This is a genomic window from Effusibacillus consociatus (genome assembly GCF_042652925.1).
Lineage (GTDB): Bacteria > Bacillota > Bacilli > Tumebacillales > Effusibacillaceae > Effusibacillus > Effusibacillus consociatus.
Map to the genome: position 1 here is coordinate 11,987 of NZ_JBHSHC010000079.1, position 18,362 is coordinate 30,348.

Consider the following 18,362-nt stretch of genomic DNA (forward strand, 5'->3'; position numbering starts at 1 on the left):
CCCCCCATCAACTATGGTGCTTGTTCCTCTATATCGGATCGATTTTTGCTATATTAAGAAGATCAACTCACGAGGCTGATTTTCTGCCCGTTGCTTACTGCGCTGCTCTGTCGCTTTGATGGAATAGGTTTGACGCTTTCTCACCGATCACTTTTCCGTAAATACGGATCGTTTGTTCCGCAATACGATTCCAATCGTATTTCCCAATCTCATGCAGTGCAGTTTCCGCCAATTCAGAAGCCCGTTGCGGATTACTCAGTAGATCCCGCACCTGTAAGGAAAGTGAGTGGACATCGCCGGGATACATCTTCAAACCGTTCCTTCCATGGTCAACCACATCGGCTAACCCGCCAACATCGGACACCACGACCGGCGTCCCTGCTGCCATTGCTTCCAAAGCGACTATGCCAAACGGTTCATAAAGGCTTGGGAACACCGCGACATCAGCTGCCTGAAGCAGACGGTTCCGTTCTTCGTCCGAGATGAATCCTGTAAACAACACCTTCCCGTGTACGCCCAGTCTTTCCGCCAGCTGTTCAAGATCTTGCAAGGCAGGCCCTTTTCCTGCAATGACAAACTTGACATCCGGATGCTCGGAAAGGATGGAAGGAACGGCTTCCAATAGCGTATGAACCCCTTTTTCCCTAACCAGACGTCCGACAAACAGTACAATCCTTTCATTTTCCATTGCGAAAGGCTGTTTGCAGATCTTCCCGGATCTTCCGAACTTCAGCAGTTCGGGATCCACACCGTTCGCTATCACCTCCAGCTTGTCACCGGGCAATTGAAAAATCGTCTCTACTTCTTGTCGCATATAAGTGCTGCAGACGATTACCCGCTGTGCCTCATATGTAAGCCTCCATTCCAGACTGCTGATATACCTCTGCAGATCCGTATGGATGCCTTGATTGCGTCCGTGTTCAGTCGCATGTATCGTAGTAACCAACGGCAAATCATACTGTTCCTTAAGTGTCTTTGCCGCATAACATACCAGCCAGTCATGTGCATGAATCACATCGAATGATAAGCCCGATTGAATTAAAGTCTGGCATGCGTCGATCATCATCATGTTTAACTGGAACGCCCAGTGTACAAATTCCCCGCCATCCGGTTTCATCACATGAACCCGATGAACATGCACCCCTTCTATGATTTCAAAGTGCGGATAGTCCCCGATTTCAGTCGTAACCACATGGACGTCCCAACCGTTCCGCACCAGGTATCTGGATAGGTCATATACGTGTCGGGAGAGGCCGCCCACTGTCATCGGCGGGAATTCCCAGGACAGCATCAGAATACGAGGGCGTGATTTTTGATCCGGAAACCGAACCACACTGTAACGGGGCTGATAGATCCGGTAGTCAAGATCCGGAAATACATTGTCGATTTGTTCCAGACAAGTCAACCATTCTTCATCGATCGAGCCATTTGTCAACATTTCATACAAACGTGTAAAGCGATTGATATGAAACTTGGTTCGCTTCACTGCATAATCGACCATCGTCTTGCCGTCCATGATGAATGCCCAGTCACTGCTTTGGGCCAGCATCAGCTCACGCGCCGCCTGGTTTAACGCACGCTCTTCGATTTGTTTCGGATCACGGAAACGGTTGGCCAGATCGATCATCCGCTGCTCCGCTTTATGCAGAGCCGGATAAATCCAATCATTCTCTCCCCGCAGCCAAACATCCGCATAACCGCCGCGTCCCCAGGAAGACATCGGCAAACGGCAAACTTGATAGTCCGAATAGAGCTTGAGGTATTCGGAAGGAGTGATCGTCTTTACCGTATCCTGATCGAAATGCATCTTGCGAAGCAGCATGTCGAGCCAGAGCGGCCCTTCATACCACCAGTGACCAAACAGTTCGGCATCGTAGGGAGCGACAATAATTGGCTTTCTGCCCATATGGTAAGACCAGTGCTCCACCTGTTTCTCTCTGTTGAACAAGAAGTTGCCGGCATGTTGAGCCGCTTTTTCCCGTGCCCAGTCCGGGTTGTAGGGTTCTTTATGATCGCCTTTTCCCGTTATCCGGTAATATTTAATTCCCGTGTTTAGACGGATTCCATCCGGATGGATATAGGGTTGGATGGTTTCCATATCCAGGTCGTATCCAATATCCCGGTAATATTCGCGATAATCAAAATCTCCAGGGTATCCTTCCTGCGAGCTCCATACCTGTTTGGAGGATTCCTCGTCGCGAGCGAATGCGGCAACACCGTGGGGAGTCAGAACAGGCGACATGGTTCCAAAAATCGGGGCCGGTTCTGCTGTCGTAAGACCATGAGAATCGGTAAAGAAATACTCGATTCCACATTCTTTTAAAATCGGGTCAAGATGCGGTGCATAACCGCACTCAGGAAGCCAAATCCCTTTCGGAGGACGGCCAAAATGGGCTTCGTACAGCTCCACTGCCGTGTGAATTTGCGCCCGGATCGCTTCTTCGGTCATCACCAGCGGCAAAAATGAATGAGTGGCTCCGGATGTCACAATTTCCAGTTTTCCAAGCTCTTGCAGCTCCCGGAAAGCGGCTATCAAATTGCCGTCATATTGCAGATAAAACTCTTGAATTCTCCTGAATTTTTCCAAATAATCGACTGCCAATCGATTGAACTCCGGGGAGTCCGCCGTTCGCACAACTTCTTTTTCCGCCAGTTCAAGTAATCGGTCCAGGTGTTTAAGGTAACGGGACTGCAGCAATTCGTCGGTCAACATCGTCATAAGTGTCGGTGTTATGGACATCGTAATTCGAAAGTCAACTTTATCTCGAAGCAAGCCATGATAAACTTGCAAAAGCGGAATGTAGGTTTCCGTGATAGCCTCAAACAGCCAACGTTCCTCCAAGTACTTCTCGCTTTCGGGATGCCGAACGAACGGGAGGTGAGCATGTAAGACAATCGCCAAATATCCCTTGGCCATTACTTGCTTCCCCCTTTCTGTCCGGACAGCGTGTAACCGTCAAACAGATTCTCCCAGGGTTGATCCAAAACGGAGGTCTGGCGAATTGCTGTTTGAAAATCAAAAGAGGGATCTGCCTGCTCAGATTGGTTGCTGACTTCAAGCCCCTGATCATTTCCGGTATGGAGCTTTCCGAATCTGATGAAGGGCTCTTTCCGGCGGCTATCGGATACTGGAGGAGTCTCCACAATATTGGAACGCAAAATTGTGAAAAAATGCCCATGCAAGGTCGTGGTTCCAAAGTCCACCTGATAATTTCGACCCGGCTCCACGCCGTGTATATACCAGTTGTCTGACATTGGTTGTACCGGAATCCTGTGTGTGGAATTTGGATTATACCCATTGAAGCGGATATGGGTCACATCGTAGACCTGCAGAAAAAAGGGAAGTGATGTCCAAGCGGATTGGAAGTGTTCACTTATTGCCCGTTTTCGAATCTCCTCAATTTCCCAATAAGCAAACAGGGCAGTTGGTTCTTTCACCATAACCACTAAGCGGTTGGTCTGGGAATTTCTTGACCATGATTCATCAAACAGGGATGGGTCTAGTGCTTCCATATTTATCTCGTTCATAACGTATTTCCGTTCCGTAGTGGTCACCGCCGTTTCTCTCATGACTGTCTTCTGCTGTTGCTCCAAATATTTCTTCAGACGGTAGCGGAACTGCCCACGAGTCATACCATATTCTTTTGCAATGCTGCTTTGACTCTCTCCCGCCTCCAATTTTGAAATAATTTGATTCCATGAAATTTTCCTCTCTTTTCCTTCCATGTTCCCCTCCAGTAAAGTAACTAATCACTTATTTATGCGAATTTTAATTCTTGTATTCCTGGAAAATTCCTTTATACCGGGCAGTATGTAAAAATCGTCGTTTTTGCCATATATCGACACATGTAAGCGCATTCACGATGCAAATGAAACCGTTTTCCTTCCCCCTTTCTGTCGAAACAGCACAAAAAAGATAGAAACTTTCCTAAATTTCGACAAAAAAAGTGGCGTGTTTTTCACGCCACTTAGCCATCTGCAGCTTATTTTCTACCCCAAGCCACCAGTTCCATTTCAAAATCATCCGCAAACTCCGGACTCACCGGAAACACCCTGACATTTGCATTCGAACGGATCCATTCCTCAGCGGTGCCCCCATAAACGGCCTGAAACAAATGAATTCCCCGCCCAATTTCGTACGCATAATCAAGTTGTTGTTTCCAGAGCCCGCCGTATCCGTTTGAACCAACTGCCTCCACCCTGACATCTTTGTTCCAAACCGGCCCCAGGTGAATAACGGCTTGAACCATTGGCCCTGACAATTCGACCGATTGTACCTCAACATGCTGCCAGTTCCGACGAATAAACCGTTTGTACGCTGCAACCCTTGCCGCAGCCTCCATCCGGTTGGCGAGGAGTTTCCTTCCACGCTCCGCCAATGGTTGATAGAAATTCTCCCTGTACTCAGCTACCATGCGGTTTGTGTTATAGACCGGAGCCAATGACCGAATCGATTCCTTCACCTTGGCAATCCAACCGGGTGAAATGCCCGAATCATCCCAATCGTAATAAAGCGGGCTGATTTCTTCTTCCAACAACCGGTAGACCGCTTCCCGGTCGGCTTGATCCCGTTCCTCACGGCTGCCTGACATAGCGCCTTCAATTCCCCATCCGTTTCTTCCGTTAAACGCTTCGCTCCACCAACCATCCAGCACGCTGCAGTTCAGGACTCCGTTAACGGCTGCTTTCATTCCGCTGGTTCCGCTTGCTTCCATTGGCTTCAGCGGTGTATTTAACCAAACATCCACTCCTTGCACCAAATGGCTTGCAATCTTGATATCGTAGTTTTCCACCAAAAAGATCCTGTTTTTAAAGCGCTCCATTAATGAAACCTGTTTGATGGTGCGAATTAAGTCCTGTCCCGGGTAATCATTTGGATGTGCCTTACCTGCGTAGATAATGCAGACCGGGTAGTTCGGATGATTCACGATGCGGTCCAAACGCTCCGGATCGGCGAAAAGTAAAGCAGCTCGTTTATAGGTGGCAAACCGTCGTGCAAATCCAATCGTTAGTTCGTTTTGAGAGATGGGGAGTCCAAGACGTTCGATCATCCTCTGTTTGGCTCGGATGTGTGCATCCCACAACTCTTGGTCCGGGATATCCTCGATCCGATTCCAAATCTGTGGGTCTGCGACCTGGGATTCCCAATCCGGGGAAAGAAATCGGGTAAACAGCTCCTTCATTTCGGGTGCAGCCCAGGTACCGGTATGAATCCCATTGGTGATTGCAGTCACCGGGATATCCTGGGCCGGGATCTGAGGTGTCCACTGGTGAAACAGCTCTTTGCTGACTTGTGCATGCAATTTGCTCACTCCATTCACCCTGGAGGAAGTGCGGATCGCAAGCCGGGTCATATTGAATTGATCTTCCCCAATTCGGCCCAACCCGAGAATCTTCGCTCTCTCCTCTCCCAACTGCCAGTAATAATCACTCAGGTAGCGATCCAAGAGTTCGAAACTGAATACATCGTGGCCAGCAGGAACCGGTGTATGAGTCGTGAAAACAGTGTTTGCGCGAACCGCCTCTAACGCTGTATCGAACGGAATTCCCTGAGCTGAGTATTCGCGAATCCGTTCCAAGGTGAGAAACGCCACGTGCCCTTCATTCATGTGCCAAACATCCGGCTCAACTCCAAGCGCCCGCAGGACTCGAACTCCCCCGATGCCCAGAATGATTTCGTGACAGATCCTCGTATTTTGATCACCCCCGTACAACCTGTCTGTTAACCGTCGATCCGCTTCCGAATTGCGGTCAATGTCAGAATCCATTAAATAGACCTTTGCCTTTCCAACCTCTGCACACCAGACCTTCAGAAAAACGGTTCGATTGCCAACAGGGACGCCAACAAACAACGGATCTCCCCAGTCGTTCAGGACGGGCTTAACCGGAAGCCGGTTTGGATCCATGACTGGATACAGCGCTTCCTGACTTCCATCATGATGGATTCGCTGCTGAAAATACCCTCTCCGATACAAGACTCCTACTCCCATTAAAGAAATCCCTATATCATTTGCGGCTTTGACATGGTCGCCTGCAAGAATTCCCAGTCCTCCGGAATAAATCGGCAGCGATTCATCAAGTCCGAATTCGGCTGAAAAATAGGCTATCGTCATATCCACGACACTCACCTCTTAGAGTCAAATTAAGAATCGTGATATGTGTATGACGGGAAAGCAAAAAGAAGCACAGGTTTTCCCTGCGCTTCCGATTGTTAAGTTATTCCAGATCCAGCAGCAAATCCTTGCCTTCCAGCAACCGTTCCAATGCCTCTTGACTCTGCACCCCGAACGCCCCGCGATTGCCGACAACGAAACAGGGAACACCGGTTACGCCGTATCGAGCCGCCAGTTCCGTATCGGCGAGGACTTGCGGCCGATATTGGCCTGTGTCCAAAGCTTTCCGGAAAGCGGTTGGATCCAGCCCAATCTCTTCTGCAATCGCAACCAGAGTATCGATCTCGTTGATGTTCTCGTCTTCCTGAAACTGAGAGCGAAAAACCGCTTCGTGATATTCGTTGCCCTTGCCGTGTTCAATGGCGAATTTGGCGCCTTCATGCGCTTTTCGGGAATGGCGGGCTTGCCTGTTGAACTTCATTTCCAGGCCGTATTGTGCGGCAAATTGCTTCACGGATTCCCAAGCCCGTTGATAATACTCAGGCGATTTTTCCGGAACTTCGACTCCTTCCGGCCGCAATTCAAACGCTTTCCACTCCACTTCAATTCCTTTCGTCTTGGCCAACTGGTCAAGAGGGACCTTCCCGATCATGCAGAAGGGTCAAAGATAGTCGGAAAACACCGTTATTTTGCTGGACTCATTCACTTTCGCCACATCCTTTTACGATTGTTTTCACCGTTCCATTTATATGGATTTCCCCTTAAATCACTTACTATTATACAGCATCTAAATAAAGAAAACTTGCACTGGCGTTACTCTCTTACCTCAAAGAGAAATAGACCGCCCTTGTCCAGAGGAATGCGGTCTATTTCTTGACACTTCCTTAAGCCGATCACCCTATGGGGGAATCTGTTGTACACGACCGTAGGTGCTGCAACATCTACGGTCTTTGTTATACTATGCCAAATACCTGATTCTTATATACATATCTTTGCAGAAAAATATGGACAAGTCAAGGAGCAGGTTAATGCACATTCGTTCACAAAGTTGTTACATAACAGAGTAATTTTACCATTGACTGAACGAGCATTCATTGTATATAATTTTCAGAAAAAAGGAGGGAATCCCGATGGAAACCTTGTACCAAAGCACCTTTTCAGATGACTCCACGGATGCGCAGGAGGCAGAAACTATTGTAGAACAGATTAACGAATATTATCGCTATCTCGATTAGGCAAATAAACCTGTTTTATAATACAGATAAAAAATCATTGACTGAACTATAACACAGCGCATATAATAAAGACAACAAAGAGCAACACTTAAGGAGGCGCTGGAGATGGAGACCAGAATCACGGAGAAGAAAACAGAAGAGTATCAACTCCAAGAAGAAGAAACAATCCTGGAGTCGATCAACGAATACTACAGCAGAATGGACGGTTAATCGATGCGACATCGATACAAAGAATAACCAGTGTGCTAGGGACGTTTATTCCTCAAAGCACACTGGTTATTTTTTTTTACCTCGCAATCACGTTGAGGGTCGATCTTCCCTGCGGCACTTCGCATTTCCACAACAATCGTTTGCTTGCATTTCGGAATTTCACCATATCGACCGAATAGGTATGATTCGCAAACTCGTGATCATCCCAGATCGACACCATCGCATGATTTTCATGCATATGCTGCATATCGGGGTCGGATCGATACGTTCGATATAGCGTTCTGTAATCATCAATCGTAAACGCTTTTGTCTTGTTGCTCGGCAAACTGATTTGTCGGTCGGGCAGCGGATTTTAGTAAGTGGGATCACCGACGGATTCATAAACGTAATCACCGAGATGTACGACAAAATCAAGTTCCCCCTTAATTTTCCTGCTTTGCTCACATAACCCGGTTTTGTTACAAAGCGATAGTAATAAGTGGTGCGCGGAGAAAGGTATCCATTCAAGTCAACCTTCACCCAGACTATAAACCGAGGTAAAAATTGGCAGTTTTGATGGCTTATCGCCCCCATAAAAAAACCGGCCGAAGCCGGTAACTCTTAACGCTCCAACAATTCACTTAATCGGTTTACCTCGGTTATGGGAGCCTGACAGGCATAATTCTGACATACATAGACGGTTGCCTTGCCATCCTTCGAAGTTTTCCCTTCTGTAAACGGGAACATTTTCTTCACATCTTCCTCTTTCCCTGTCGGGTTTAAGACAAGCACAGCATTCGGCAGGAATGCGGCTCGTACTGTCTGCAGCATTTCTTGGGTATCGCTTGCTTCCGGATCTCCGGCGATCACAATCTCTTGGCTGCCGTACATTGCGAACTGCAAGGCCATCAGCGTATGGGTAAAGCCCGGCGGATAGGCCTTTACATTTCCGGCAAATGCTTTGAATTGGCGTTCGGCCAATTTTTCGTATTCTTGATTTCCGGTGAGCCTTGCCAACCGCAACAGGTTCAATGTGGCCACGGCATTTCCGGACGGGATTGCCCCGTCGTAGATCTCCTTCGGACGGGCAATCAACTGCTCACTGTCACTTCCGTAGAAGAAAAATCCTCCATTGTCTTCATCCCAGAACAGTCGGATCAAGTCCTCCGTAAGGAGCACTGCTGTCTCAACATGCTTCATGTTAAAATCGGCCTCGTACAGTTCCAGCAGTCCCCAAATTAAGAACGCATAATCGTCCAGATACGCAGGATAAGCGGCTTCTCCCTCACGGTAGCGGGCTAACAGCCGGCCATCCTCACGGCGCAGTTTGGTCATGATGAACTCAACCGCTTTACTTGCGGACTCTGCATACCGGGAATCACCGAGAACACGGGCCCCTTTTGCCATTGCAGCAATCATCAATCCGTTCCAAGCGGTTAAGATCTTGTCATCCTTATAGGGATGCACACGCTTGTCTCTTACTTCAAACAGCTTGTGACGAGCCTCTTCCAGCAGATCGGCCAGCTCTTCCTCGCTTATGTTGAACTGTTTGGCCACCTCATGGTGATCGGTCTCAATCAGGTTTAAGTGGCTGGTCTTGTGTTCAAAATTCCCTTCTTCCGTTACTCCATAGTACTTGCAGAATATGTCTCCCGTCTGTTCCCCGAGAACCTGCTTGATTTCCTCCGGACGCCAAACGTAAAATTTGCCCTCTTCCCCTTCCGAATCAGCATCTTCCGCCGAATAAAATCCGCCCTCGCGACTCGTCATGTCACGCAATATGTAAGTAAACACGTCCCGTGCCACCATCCCAAAAAACGGATTCCCTGTGGCTTGGTAAGTTTCCAGATAAGCGATGGCAAGCAATGCGTTGTCGTAGAGCATCTTTTCAAAGTGAGGGATTAACCACATTTCATCAACTGAATAACGGGCAAAGCCGAATCCCAAATGATCATAAAGGCCGCCGAGGTACATCGATTCCAACGTGTTCTCCACCATGGATAACGCTTGATCTTGCCCCGTTTTTTGCCAATAACGGAGGAGGAATCCCAAATTATGTGGGGAGGGAAACTTCGGAGCGGATCCGAAGCCGCCGTATGTACTGTCATAAGTATTTGCGAATCTCTTGAATGCGCCTTCAAGCACCTCGTCCGTTAACTCGTCCCCGCCTGCCCCTTCAAACCTTGGCTGCAGCGCCTCCGTAATTTGATTACCCGTGCGTTCAATCCGGTCCCGTTGGGTATGCCACTTCTCCTGAATCTGGGACAGGATGTCCATGATTCCAAGCCGGCCGTATTTGCGCTGTTTCGGAAAATAGGTCCCGGCAAAAAAAGGTTTCTTGTCCGGGGTCATAAGGATTGTCAGAGGCCATCCACCCTGCCCGGTCATTTCCTGGCAAACGGTCATATAGATATGATCGACATCTGGACGTTCCTCACGATCCACCTTAATCGAAACAAAGTGTTCATTTAGGTACTCTGCTACTTCCTCGTCCTCGAAAGACTCACGCTCCATTACGTGACACCAATGACAAGTCGAATAGCCGATGCTTAAAAAGATGGGTTTGTCTTCCTGCTTCGCTTTTTGAAAGGCCTCCTCGCTCCACGGATACCAATTTACGGGATTGTAAGCGTGTTGGAGCAAATATGGTGATTTTTCGTTAATCAGACGGTTCGGTTTCAGATCTGAATGGGTGGAACTCACTTTTGGACACCCCCTGCCAAGATTTTCTTCTTCAGTATACACAAAAACAAGAGAAATTTACGTTCATGCTTCTTCCTAAGGATCAGCATCACCACTAACCTACGGATCACGGGAGGGCTTTTCGCAGTTTGCAGACCACTATCTATCTGATCATCCACCAGCTTTGCCTAAAATAAAAATCGGGGAATATCCCCGATTTTTATTGAGTCTCCACCTTTATTTTCGATCTTTGTTACCGTCTAATTCCAAATCAGCCGTTACTTCCTTGGTCGAGTTTTTGAACTCTTTTAGAGTTGAACCCAAGGCCCGCCCCAATTCCGGCAGTTTACTGGGGCCGAACACAATAAGTGCCAGCACCAAAATCAAAATCAGTCCGGGAATTCCGATACTACTGACCACCCTAATCGCCACCTTCCTGGCTGTATTCACGATATAGCTATTTGTAAACTCTTTATGAAAACCGCAACAAATCGATCTGCACGAACAATGCCCTTTAGATAAACACTTTGGTGACATACATGATGGCCAAACCAAGACCTACCCCGGAAAGATTCGACCACGACAGCCAATTGACTGTGGAAGTAACCTCTTTCCGCATAAACTGACTTACCGCCACAATCACTTGTAGGATGGCACCTGCACCGATTGCAAGACAAATGGCAATAAAGAGAGGAGAAACAGCCGCTCCACCGATCCAGGTACCGAGAATTGCCGGACCTCCCGCCAATAGAGCTAACAGTACAAAATAACGGAACGGTGGACGCTGGTTGGCAAGGGGAGCAATGATTCCCAATCCTTCAGTGATATTGTGCAACGTAAAACCGATGATCAAAAATGTACCCAATGCAGCTTCCCCGGCTGCAAACGACGAATCAATCGCCAATCCCTCACCGAGGTTATGCAGCCCTATGCTCAATGCAATCAGAAACGACAAGCGAAGACCGGAAGCTTTGTTGTCGCCCGACTCTCCCAATCGCTGCAGAAGAAGAAATGTGCCAAAAGCAATCAGTATAACTAAAGGTTGAGTGGCGAACATAAGAGGTGCTTCTGCCGCTTCTTCCCATGCTTCCAATGTTGTATCAATGAGCAAGAAAATCAGTAAACCTATGGTGATAGCAAGGAGAAAGTGCATTCCCTGCTTACCAAGCCGCCGCACAAACGGAAACCAGAGCAAGCCGAGCGCGACAGGGACGACACCTACATACAATCCAACCAAACCATAACTCCACAGGGTTTTACCATTCATTTCAGGTGTGGCTGTCGCAACAGGGATCTCATGTGTAAAAATCAGTCCGTTGCTGGTGATAAGCTTGATCTCATACGGATCTCCTTCCACCCACGGATAAGGAATCTGCAGCTGGGCTGTGCCCAATCTTGGAATTGTCTGACTTGGAGTGACAGTTCCGTTCCAAACTGCGTCATCCACCATCACTTGCGCTATGGTCACTTCTCCTGGGCCGCTGTTCCGAAGTGTAATGTCAAACGAACCAGGAGTCAGCACAACCTTTTGAAACTCAACGACTTCTACAGGAGCGGCAGGCTCCGCTTCAATGCCAGTTCCTTTCACAACGAATACTCCAATGAGTCCGGCCAATAAAATTAACGGGAGCAATCCGAGAGCAATCCAAACGCCTCTGTTCTGCATCGATTCCACCTCCTATTTCACCTGGAAGAACCCAGACCAGCCGAGTTCGGTAAATTCGCTTTGGTGGGCATGGAACATGTACGTTCCAGGATATTTATACTTGAATTCAAGAATTCCCCGCTGTCCTTGGGTAAGCATGACTGTATCGGTGAACTCAGACGGTGTCAGACTGGTACCGGTCGGATAATAATGGAACAGGTTCCCGTGCAGGTGGAATGAGTTAAGTAAATCAAACTCGGTCATGTTAACCAAATAAATTCGGACAAGTTCTTCTTTTTTGATTTCAATGGGATTGGAATGATAATAGAATGCCACTCCGTTTACCGTATAAAATTCGTTTTCCGCGTCTCCGTCCAGATCATAACTGTTCATCACCATGACCATCTCATGTGCTTGAGGACGCGGCGTCTTCGGATCAACGATGAAAGTTCCATATAGTCCGCGATTAATGTGCTTCTTAAATGGCAGGACATGACAGTGATAAAGATGCACACCAAATGGTTCTGCAGTGAATTCGTACACAAATGTACTCCCGGGAGGAAGCGGGTCGATTCCATCCATTCCTGCCGGATGAATTCCATGAAAATGGATGTTATGCGGGTGAGATCCTTTGTTGGTGAAGTGCACCCTTACAAGGTCTCCCTCTGTGCAGCGTAAAGTCGGACCCGGAATTTGACCGTTGAACACCCAACCTGGAAACTTCACTCCAGGTGCAATCTCAACTTCCTTGTCTTCCGATACAATCTGGTATTCCCTGACCGTTCCGCCATCAGCCGTCTTTGATACGGTCCCGTAATCGAAGGAAGTAAGGAAACGGCCAGGATCGAGTCCTCCCACCTTCGGATCATAGGGCCCTGATAAAGACGGGCTGCCATGAGCCCCAGCTCCCATATGAGCGTTGTGATCTTGGTTTGCACTCACTTCCGCTTGCCATTTCCCCGGAAGCAGGCCTGCAGCTGCAACACCCAGAGCTCCAAGACTTCCTAATTTTAGGAAGGAGCGACGAGTGAGCGGTTTCTCCTCTTTCACCTGTTATACCCCCTACGCTCGAGTATTCAATAAATGTGTTAATAAAGATATGACAAGAGTTTTTGTCCAATGAAAGTTTTTTTCCCTAACGCAACTTTAATTGTATAAGGCTACATTATTTTTGTAAAGAAAAAACTTTTTCCCTAAGGAAAAATTTAAATCGCAGTGTTTTTTATGCTTTGATTCGTCTTTAGTTTTAAAAACCTTTCAAAATTCTCCGGAGGAAGAGCTGGGGAGCAATAAAATCCTTGTATTTCATGACATTTCTTCTGTTGTAGAAACTTAACTTGTTCTTCCGTTTCAACACCCTCAACAATCACTTTGATGTTGAGATTGTGTGCCATTGCGGTTATAGCTGAAATTATGGTAGCCTATTCATTATTTTTTGGTAATTTCAATCTCCAACCATTTGGGATCAAGACCTGTTTCTGATAGTATCCGGGTCAACTTTTTAATGAAACCTTTTGAACGCAGTTGACGAGGAGATATGTTCACGGCTACACGTAAAGGTTCATAACCTTTTTCTTGCCACAGTTTATTTTGCCGGCACGCGGTTCGTAGGACCCATTCTCCGATTGAGTGAATGAAACCTGTTCCTCTGCAAGAGGAATGAATTTATCAGGGGAAATAAATCCTTTTTCGGGATGTTGCCAACGTAGCAATGCTTCCATGCCGGTTATTTCCCCAGTATCAATATTTACTTTCGGTTGAAAATGCAAGGCAAATTGGTTGTTTTCAACTGCCTTTCGAAGCCCGGATTCAAGCATGACTCTCTCACGAATAATTTCGTTCATTTCCGGGGTGTAAAACTGATAGTCATTACCACCTTTATCTTTAGCCCGATACTGTCAGCGGCCAATTTTGATTACGGTTAAATCGGAACCGACAGTGTCGGTGGAAATCCTTTGGAGGAACCGACACGGCGAACGGCAACAGCCTTTGACACATTCGTTGGCGTATACAATAAGGGGTCAAATTATAATTCGTACGTTAAGCTAATTTTTTCATTAAAGTATTGGGAGGAGTACCAACGTCATCACTTGAGCGTTATATTGCTTTTTGCAAAAACTTTGGTTAAATTTTTGAACTCGGTAATAGACGTAAAAATGCCTCTGTCGAAAGTACAGAGGCATCTTGTTTTACAATTTCTTTTTCCCTCCACCGCTCGTATTGATTGTCTCAGAATAGTTAACTGCGGCCAGAGCGTCTACTAAACCATTTCCGTAGGAAAAAGAATCTCCTAAAGGTACGGCTGTATGATTTAAAGTGTTTCGTAGTTGCAAATTAGTCAAGCTCGGTTTCGCTTGCCATACGAGAGCTGCTACGCCTGTTACATGTGGGGCGGCCATGGAGGTTCCGCTATAAACAGCATATCCTCCTGGTACTGTACTTTCGATTCCAACTCCGGGAGCCATTAACTCCAATTGACGACCAACACTAGAAAAACTTGCTCGATTGTTCTGCGGATCAACTGCACCTACAGCGATAACTGAATCGTACGCAGCCGGATAGGTAATCGTTCCTTTTGGGTCATAACCGTTATTACCTGCGGAAGCGATAAGGAGAATTTCGAAATTATAAGCTTTATCAACTGCTGCTTTCAATGTCCTGGAACTACTAGTCCCACCCAAACTCATATTAAGTATGTTCATGTGATTTGTAATGGCCCACTCAATACCTGCGACAACGTCGCTGTAGTTACCGCTTCCGGACTGATCAAGCACCTTAATCGCATAAAGATTTACCTGAGGTGCTACTCCTAAGGCACCTACCGTATTATTTAAGGCAGCTATAGTGCCTGCCACATGAGTCCCGTGTCCGTTATCATCCCTATAATCTGTTGTTCCGGGAACAAGCGTTACACCACCACTGACTTTTAGATCTTCATGACTGTAGTCTATCCCGGTATCCAGAATTCCGACTTTAATTCCCGATCCGGTCAGTCCATTTTGCTGAACATTAGTAGCCTTTACGTGAGGAATGCCCCATGGAATTACTTGGTCAGTGGCCTGAACCTTTCCATCTTCCTCTACATAGGCAATTTTGGGGTTCTCTGCCAAAGACTGAGCCGCCGCTTCCGTCATTTCCACGGATGCTACAGGAATGTACTCATATTGCTTCTTAATTTTTCCACCTTTTGACTTGATGTGATCCAGATTCACAGTATTGTTTTCAAATGCTACAAAATAACTTTTTACTACAACCGAAGGTTGATTACTGTATGCAAAGCTTGTAGATGAAGTCGCTACAATCCAAAAAATGATGCTAGAACAAGTAAGGAACGTTTCATAACAAGACCGCCTTTAAAAAGTAATGGCCCAATTAGGGGTCAAAATACGGTACTAGAATAAAGGACTTATTTCAATCAGATTGGATCTACTTATTCTTTGTTATATACATTGCTGGTATTTTTGTATTTATTGTCTTTTCAACTTTAAATGTCTTTTCATCGACAACCGTTATTTTCCCATCTAGATCGCTTCCAACGTACAGCTTGTTTTCGTTTGATACGATAGAAGCTGCTCTCAAATTATCCGATAAAACATCAACCTGAAATGTGCTTAGATCAATTTTACTCAATGGATTTTGAATCGTTTCCTGACTCCCCCACTCATCAAAATGAGTTACAAAAATACTTTTCCCATCTGTTGATAATACCAAGTCTTTGGCAAATTTCGATAACTGAACTGTTTTTTCAATGGTACCTGTTTTCGGATTGATCTTGGCTAATATATTTTGAGTGGCGTCTTTTGGTACATTTCTACCACTTTGGTAGACCCCGTATAAATATCCATCTTGAAAAAGCAACTTAAACGGAACCCACTTTTGATCGTTCTTGAATATTGGTCGAAGTTCATTCGAATTTAGATCGAGTTCATAGATATTTGATTTTGGGGACACTCCGGCAAATTGTGCATTTTCTTGAGAGTGATAACTAGAAATGTATGCTTTCGATTCATAGCCTGCAATATCCTTTACAATGCCTGGAACCTGAAATAGTTTTATCATACGATCGGAGTTTGAATCGTAGAGTCCAACCTGGGTAGTGTGTATTTTCCCGTCGTTCAATGCTTGGGCCGAGTCCATTACATATTTTGTTCCAAATTGATAGAGATGGATGGGGCTAAACGGTAAAGTGGATTGTTTTTTCAAATCAGTACCTTCTACATACAAAAGACCCCAAAAATCTCCGGGGGAATACCCGGGTGCTACAATCTTCTTTTTATCTTTATCATAATTTAAACTTTGAATAAATATGGTGTTTTTAATAACCTTTTGGTCATTTGTATCCACATCAATCTCTTGTAAATTGTGGCCATCACTAATATAAAGAACATTGTTTTCATTTAGAGTGTTAGGTAGTGGATTATTGCTCATATTTGAGCATGCTGTCATCATCAATAGCGTCACAGAAACTAAGAATTTTTTATTTAACATTAGCTACCTCCATTAGCTACCTCCGCATCATTGAATAAAACAGGTGGATATTTATCCACCTGTTATTATGTTCCGACTCGCAATATCTTGCACCCTCTAAGAATTACCCACGTGACCATGCCAAGGAGGTATCACCATCTTGATAAATATCCGTCCGGAGTCACCCAATACCCCCAGTTGGAATCAATTTCAATACCACCCACATAGTAGTACCCAAACCAAGGGAGTTTTGAACAATACCATTTTGACGAATCATATTTGGCTGAATTCCAATCATAGGGCTCTCCCATATTAGTTGCAGCATTTGCAACTACACGTTGTCTTGTGTAGTAGTCGGCACTAGTAACATATAAATTTTTAAGTACATTATAACCGATAGACCAAAAGTTTTGGCTTTCACGATAGACACCAGTGCTAGACGTAGCAGAAATGAAGTTACCTTGTGAAGAATCATACATTGCATTATGTCTGTAGTATCCATACGGAATACTATTATATTTACTAGGATCCACAGCGTTGGCACCTAAAATGATATCGCCGTTAACCAGTGGCCCGAATTGATATGCGGTAGATTGTACCGTATCTGTCTTTTTGTCCGTCTTTTTCTGCTCTTTTGCCAAGGGGTCTGGATGTTTTTTAATCCATTCATCCCATTCCGATGGATCTTTCGGGAGAGGACCACGAGGATCAGCGGGAATTGCTGGCTTCTCAAGTTTCGGACGATTCAAATTCTCATCCACAGAGACTTCCGAAGATGCTGCAAAAGCAGAATTGGCACTACTCAGTGCTAATGCAGAAACGGCAAAAGATAAGGCAACCTTACGAATTCTTTCCAATTTAATCCCTCCAACAGTAAATTTTTCAATTAAATACTAACGAGTTAGTATTTAAAAAGTATGGTATAATATACCTGACTGTCAAGGTATTTTTTCAAAATATTTGCAATGGGGCGAATGATATGGAAAAAAGGAATAAGCACCAAATTAAAAGAGAGTTATCGTTTGAAAAGTTAATGGAAGCGTCACTAAAAATCTTTGCGGAAAAGGGCTACGACAAGGCATCAATTGATGATATTGCCAAGGAAGCGGGCTACACAAAAGGAACTTTTTATCTTCATTTCAGCAGCAAGGAAGAACTATTCCTGAAATTAATGGATAATAGATTAGAAAGTTTTAAACGGCAATATTTTGAGGTTTTTTCGTATGTTGAGGATATCGAGGAGAGTCTTAGAAGAGGAGTAGCCCTGTTTATTGAGTTAACCAAAAAAGATAATTGGGCTCCTATATATTTTGAGTTCTGTGTTAATTCAATGAGGAATCCGGTAATAAAAAAGCAAATGATTGTTCATTACCATAGTTGGATTGATATGGTTACTTCTGTTCTTAAACAGCTTGATCCGTTTAAAGAGTGTGAAGATACTCAATTAAAAGAACTTGCTGCATTAATCATTGCTATAATTGATGGTTATCACCTTCAATACAGCATTGATCCTAGTATTGCAGATCAAAATAGAATAATCCAAGTTATTATCCAACTATTAAGTTCTTTTAAATCTGGAATATAACCTAGGGACTATTTTTGTGTTTCGCCCGTTAAATCCGGCAAAATTTGATATCAGGACTGTAAAATTTGTACCAATAGTACTGGTATTAAGCTTGTAACGCTCATTCACAGATATCGGTTAGGGGTACCGCCAGTATTCTGTAAAAAACCGCGGCCCCCTAGACTTTAAGTTCCGTTTTTTTTATTTTGGAACTGGACCTTTGAATGTTTACACTTTTTCATTTCCGAATAGATGATCTTCATAGATGGTCTTCCGCTATCCTAACTCACAACAGATAGTACCGACTTCAGGGATTTTCGTAACTTTCACCGAAGCATTTCAGTGTTTTACAGATGATTGCGGTGGTGACAGCTGTACTGTCACTGCCTCATCACTTAGTAGAGTAGAGAACTGAAATTTCATTGCGGGCGCAAGCCCGCTTTTACTTTTCCAGTTCCCCCTTCATC

At 45.4% G+C, this 18,362-nt stretch carries 14 protein-coding genes and 1 pseudogene; 1 reads left to right on the forward strand and 14 read right to left on the reverse strand.

What is annotated here, in order from left to right; all coding sequences use genetic code 11:
• Positions 1 to 94 precede the first annotated feature (94 nt).
• The 14 genes and pseudogenes from ACFO8Q_RS09495 to ACFO8Q_RS09560 all read right to left on the reverse strand — a co-directional run bounded on the left by ACFO8Q_RS09495 (position 95) and on the right by ACFO8Q_RS09560 (position 17,188).
• Entirely contained in the window at positions 95 to 2,917 is a 2,823-nt protein-coding gene (locus ACFO8Q_RS09495) for a 1,4-alpha-glucan branching protein domain-containing protein (RefSeq protein ID WP_380025534.1), read from the reverse strand.
• Positions 2,917 to 3,726, reverse strand: coding sequence for a DUF4912 domain-containing protein (locus tag ACFO8Q_RS09500; RefSeq protein ID WP_380025536.1), 810 nt, complete (start codon positions 3,724 to 3,726; stop codon positions 2,917 to 2,919). Before ACFO8Q_RS09500 ends, ACFO8Q_RS09495 begins: the two co-directional genes overlap by 1 nt.
• A 257-nt stretch (positions 3,727 to 3,983) precedes the next feature.
• The gene (gene glgP / locus ACFO8Q_RS09505; RefSeq protein WP_380025547.1) at positions 3,984 to 6,113 is read right to left on the reverse strand and encodes an alpha-glucan family phosphorylase; all 2,130 of its coding nucleotides are present in this window, start codon (positions 6,111 to 6,113) and stop codon (positions 3,984 to 3,986) included.
• A 103-nt stretch (positions 6,114 to 6,216) separates the two neighbouring features.
• Positions 6,217 to 6,765: a DsbA family oxidoreductase gene (locus tag ACFO8Q_RS09510; protein WP_380025537.1), complete on the reverse strand. Its 549-nt coding sequence runs from the start codon at positions 6,763 to 6,765 to the stop codon at positions 6,217 to 6,219.
• A gap of 869 nt (positions 6,766 to 7,634) precedes the next feature.
• Entirely contained in the window at positions 7,635 to 7,883 is a 249-nt protein-coding gene (locus tag ACFO8Q_RS09515; protein WP_380025538.1) for an alkaline phosphatase D family protein, read from the reverse strand.
• A 275-nt stretch (positions 7,884 to 8,158) separates the two neighbouring features.
• A complete protein-coding gene (locus tag ACFO8Q_RS09520) occupies positions 8,159 to 10,240 on the reverse strand; it encodes a thioredoxin domain-containing protein (RefSeq protein WP_380025539.1) in 2,082 nt (693 codons plus the stop codon).
• Between the two features lie 216 nt (positions 10,241 to 10,456).
• Positions 10,457 to 10,639, reverse strand: a complete 183-nt coding sequence (gene tatA / locus ACFO8Q_RS09525; protein ID WP_380025540.1) for a twin-arginine translocase TatA/TatE family subunit — start codon at positions 10,637 to 10,639, stop codon at positions 10,457 to 10,459.
• Positions 10,640 to 10,733: 94 nt separating this feature from the next.
• Positions 10,734 to 11,885, reverse strand: a complete 1,152-nt coding sequence (locus tag ACFO8Q_RS09530; RefSeq protein WP_380025541.1) for a ZIP family metal transporter — start codon at positions 11,883 to 11,885, stop codon at positions 10,734 to 10,736.
• 12 nt (positions 11,886 to 11,897) lie between these two features.
• The gene (locus tag ACFO8Q_RS09535) at positions 11,898 to 12,914 is read right to left on the reverse strand and encodes a multicopper oxidase domain-containing protein (RefSeq protein ID WP_380025542.1); all 1,017 of its coding nucleotides are present in this window, start codon (positions 12,912 to 12,914) and stop codon (positions 11,898 to 11,900) included.
• A 155-nt stretch (positions 12,915 to 13,069) separates the two neighbouring features.
• Positions 13,070 to 13,279 (reverse strand): EAL domain-containing protein, encoded by a 210-nt coding sequence (locus ACFO8Q_RS09540; protein ID WP_380025548.1) that lies wholly within the window; start codon positions 13,277 to 13,279, stop codon positions 13,070 to 13,072.
• Between the two features lie 13 nt (positions 13,280 to 13,292).
• Positions 13,293 to 13,708 (reverse strand): annotated as a pseudogene (locus ACFO8Q_RS09545) (EAL domain-containing protein).
• Between the two features lie 345 nt (positions 13,709 to 14,053).
• Positions 14,054 to 15,076: a S8 family peptidase gene (locus tag ACFO8Q_RS09550; protein WP_380025543.1), complete on the reverse strand. Its 1,023-nt coding sequence runs from the start codon at positions 15,074 to 15,076 to the stop codon at positions 14,054 to 14,056.
• A gap of 214 nt (positions 15,077 to 15,290) precedes the next feature.
• On the reverse strand, positions 15,291 to 16,352 hold the full coding sequence (locus tag ACFO8Q_RS09555) for a YncE family protein (protein WP_380025544.1): 1,062 nt from the start codon (positions 16,350 to 16,352) through the stop codon (positions 15,291 to 15,293).
• A 131-nt stretch (positions 16,353 to 16,483) separates the two neighbouring features.
• Positions 16,484 to 17,188 carry a hypothetical protein gene (locus tag ACFO8Q_RS09560; protein ID WP_380025545.1) on the reverse strand — a complete coding sequence of 235 codons (705 nt, stop codon included), beginning with the start codon at positions 17,186 to 17,188 and terminating at the stop codon, positions 16,484 to 16,486.
• 122 nt (positions 17,189 to 17,310) lie between these two features.
• Between ACFO8Q_RS09560 and ACFO8Q_RS09565 the strand changes: the two genes are divergently transcribed.
• Positions 17,311 to 17,916: a TetR/AcrR family transcriptional regulator gene (locus ACFO8Q_RS09565; protein ID WP_380025546.1), complete on the forward strand. Its 606-nt coding sequence runs from the start codon at positions 17,311 to 17,313 to the stop codon at positions 17,914 to 17,916.
• Positions 17,917 to 18,362 lie beyond the last annotated feature (446 nt).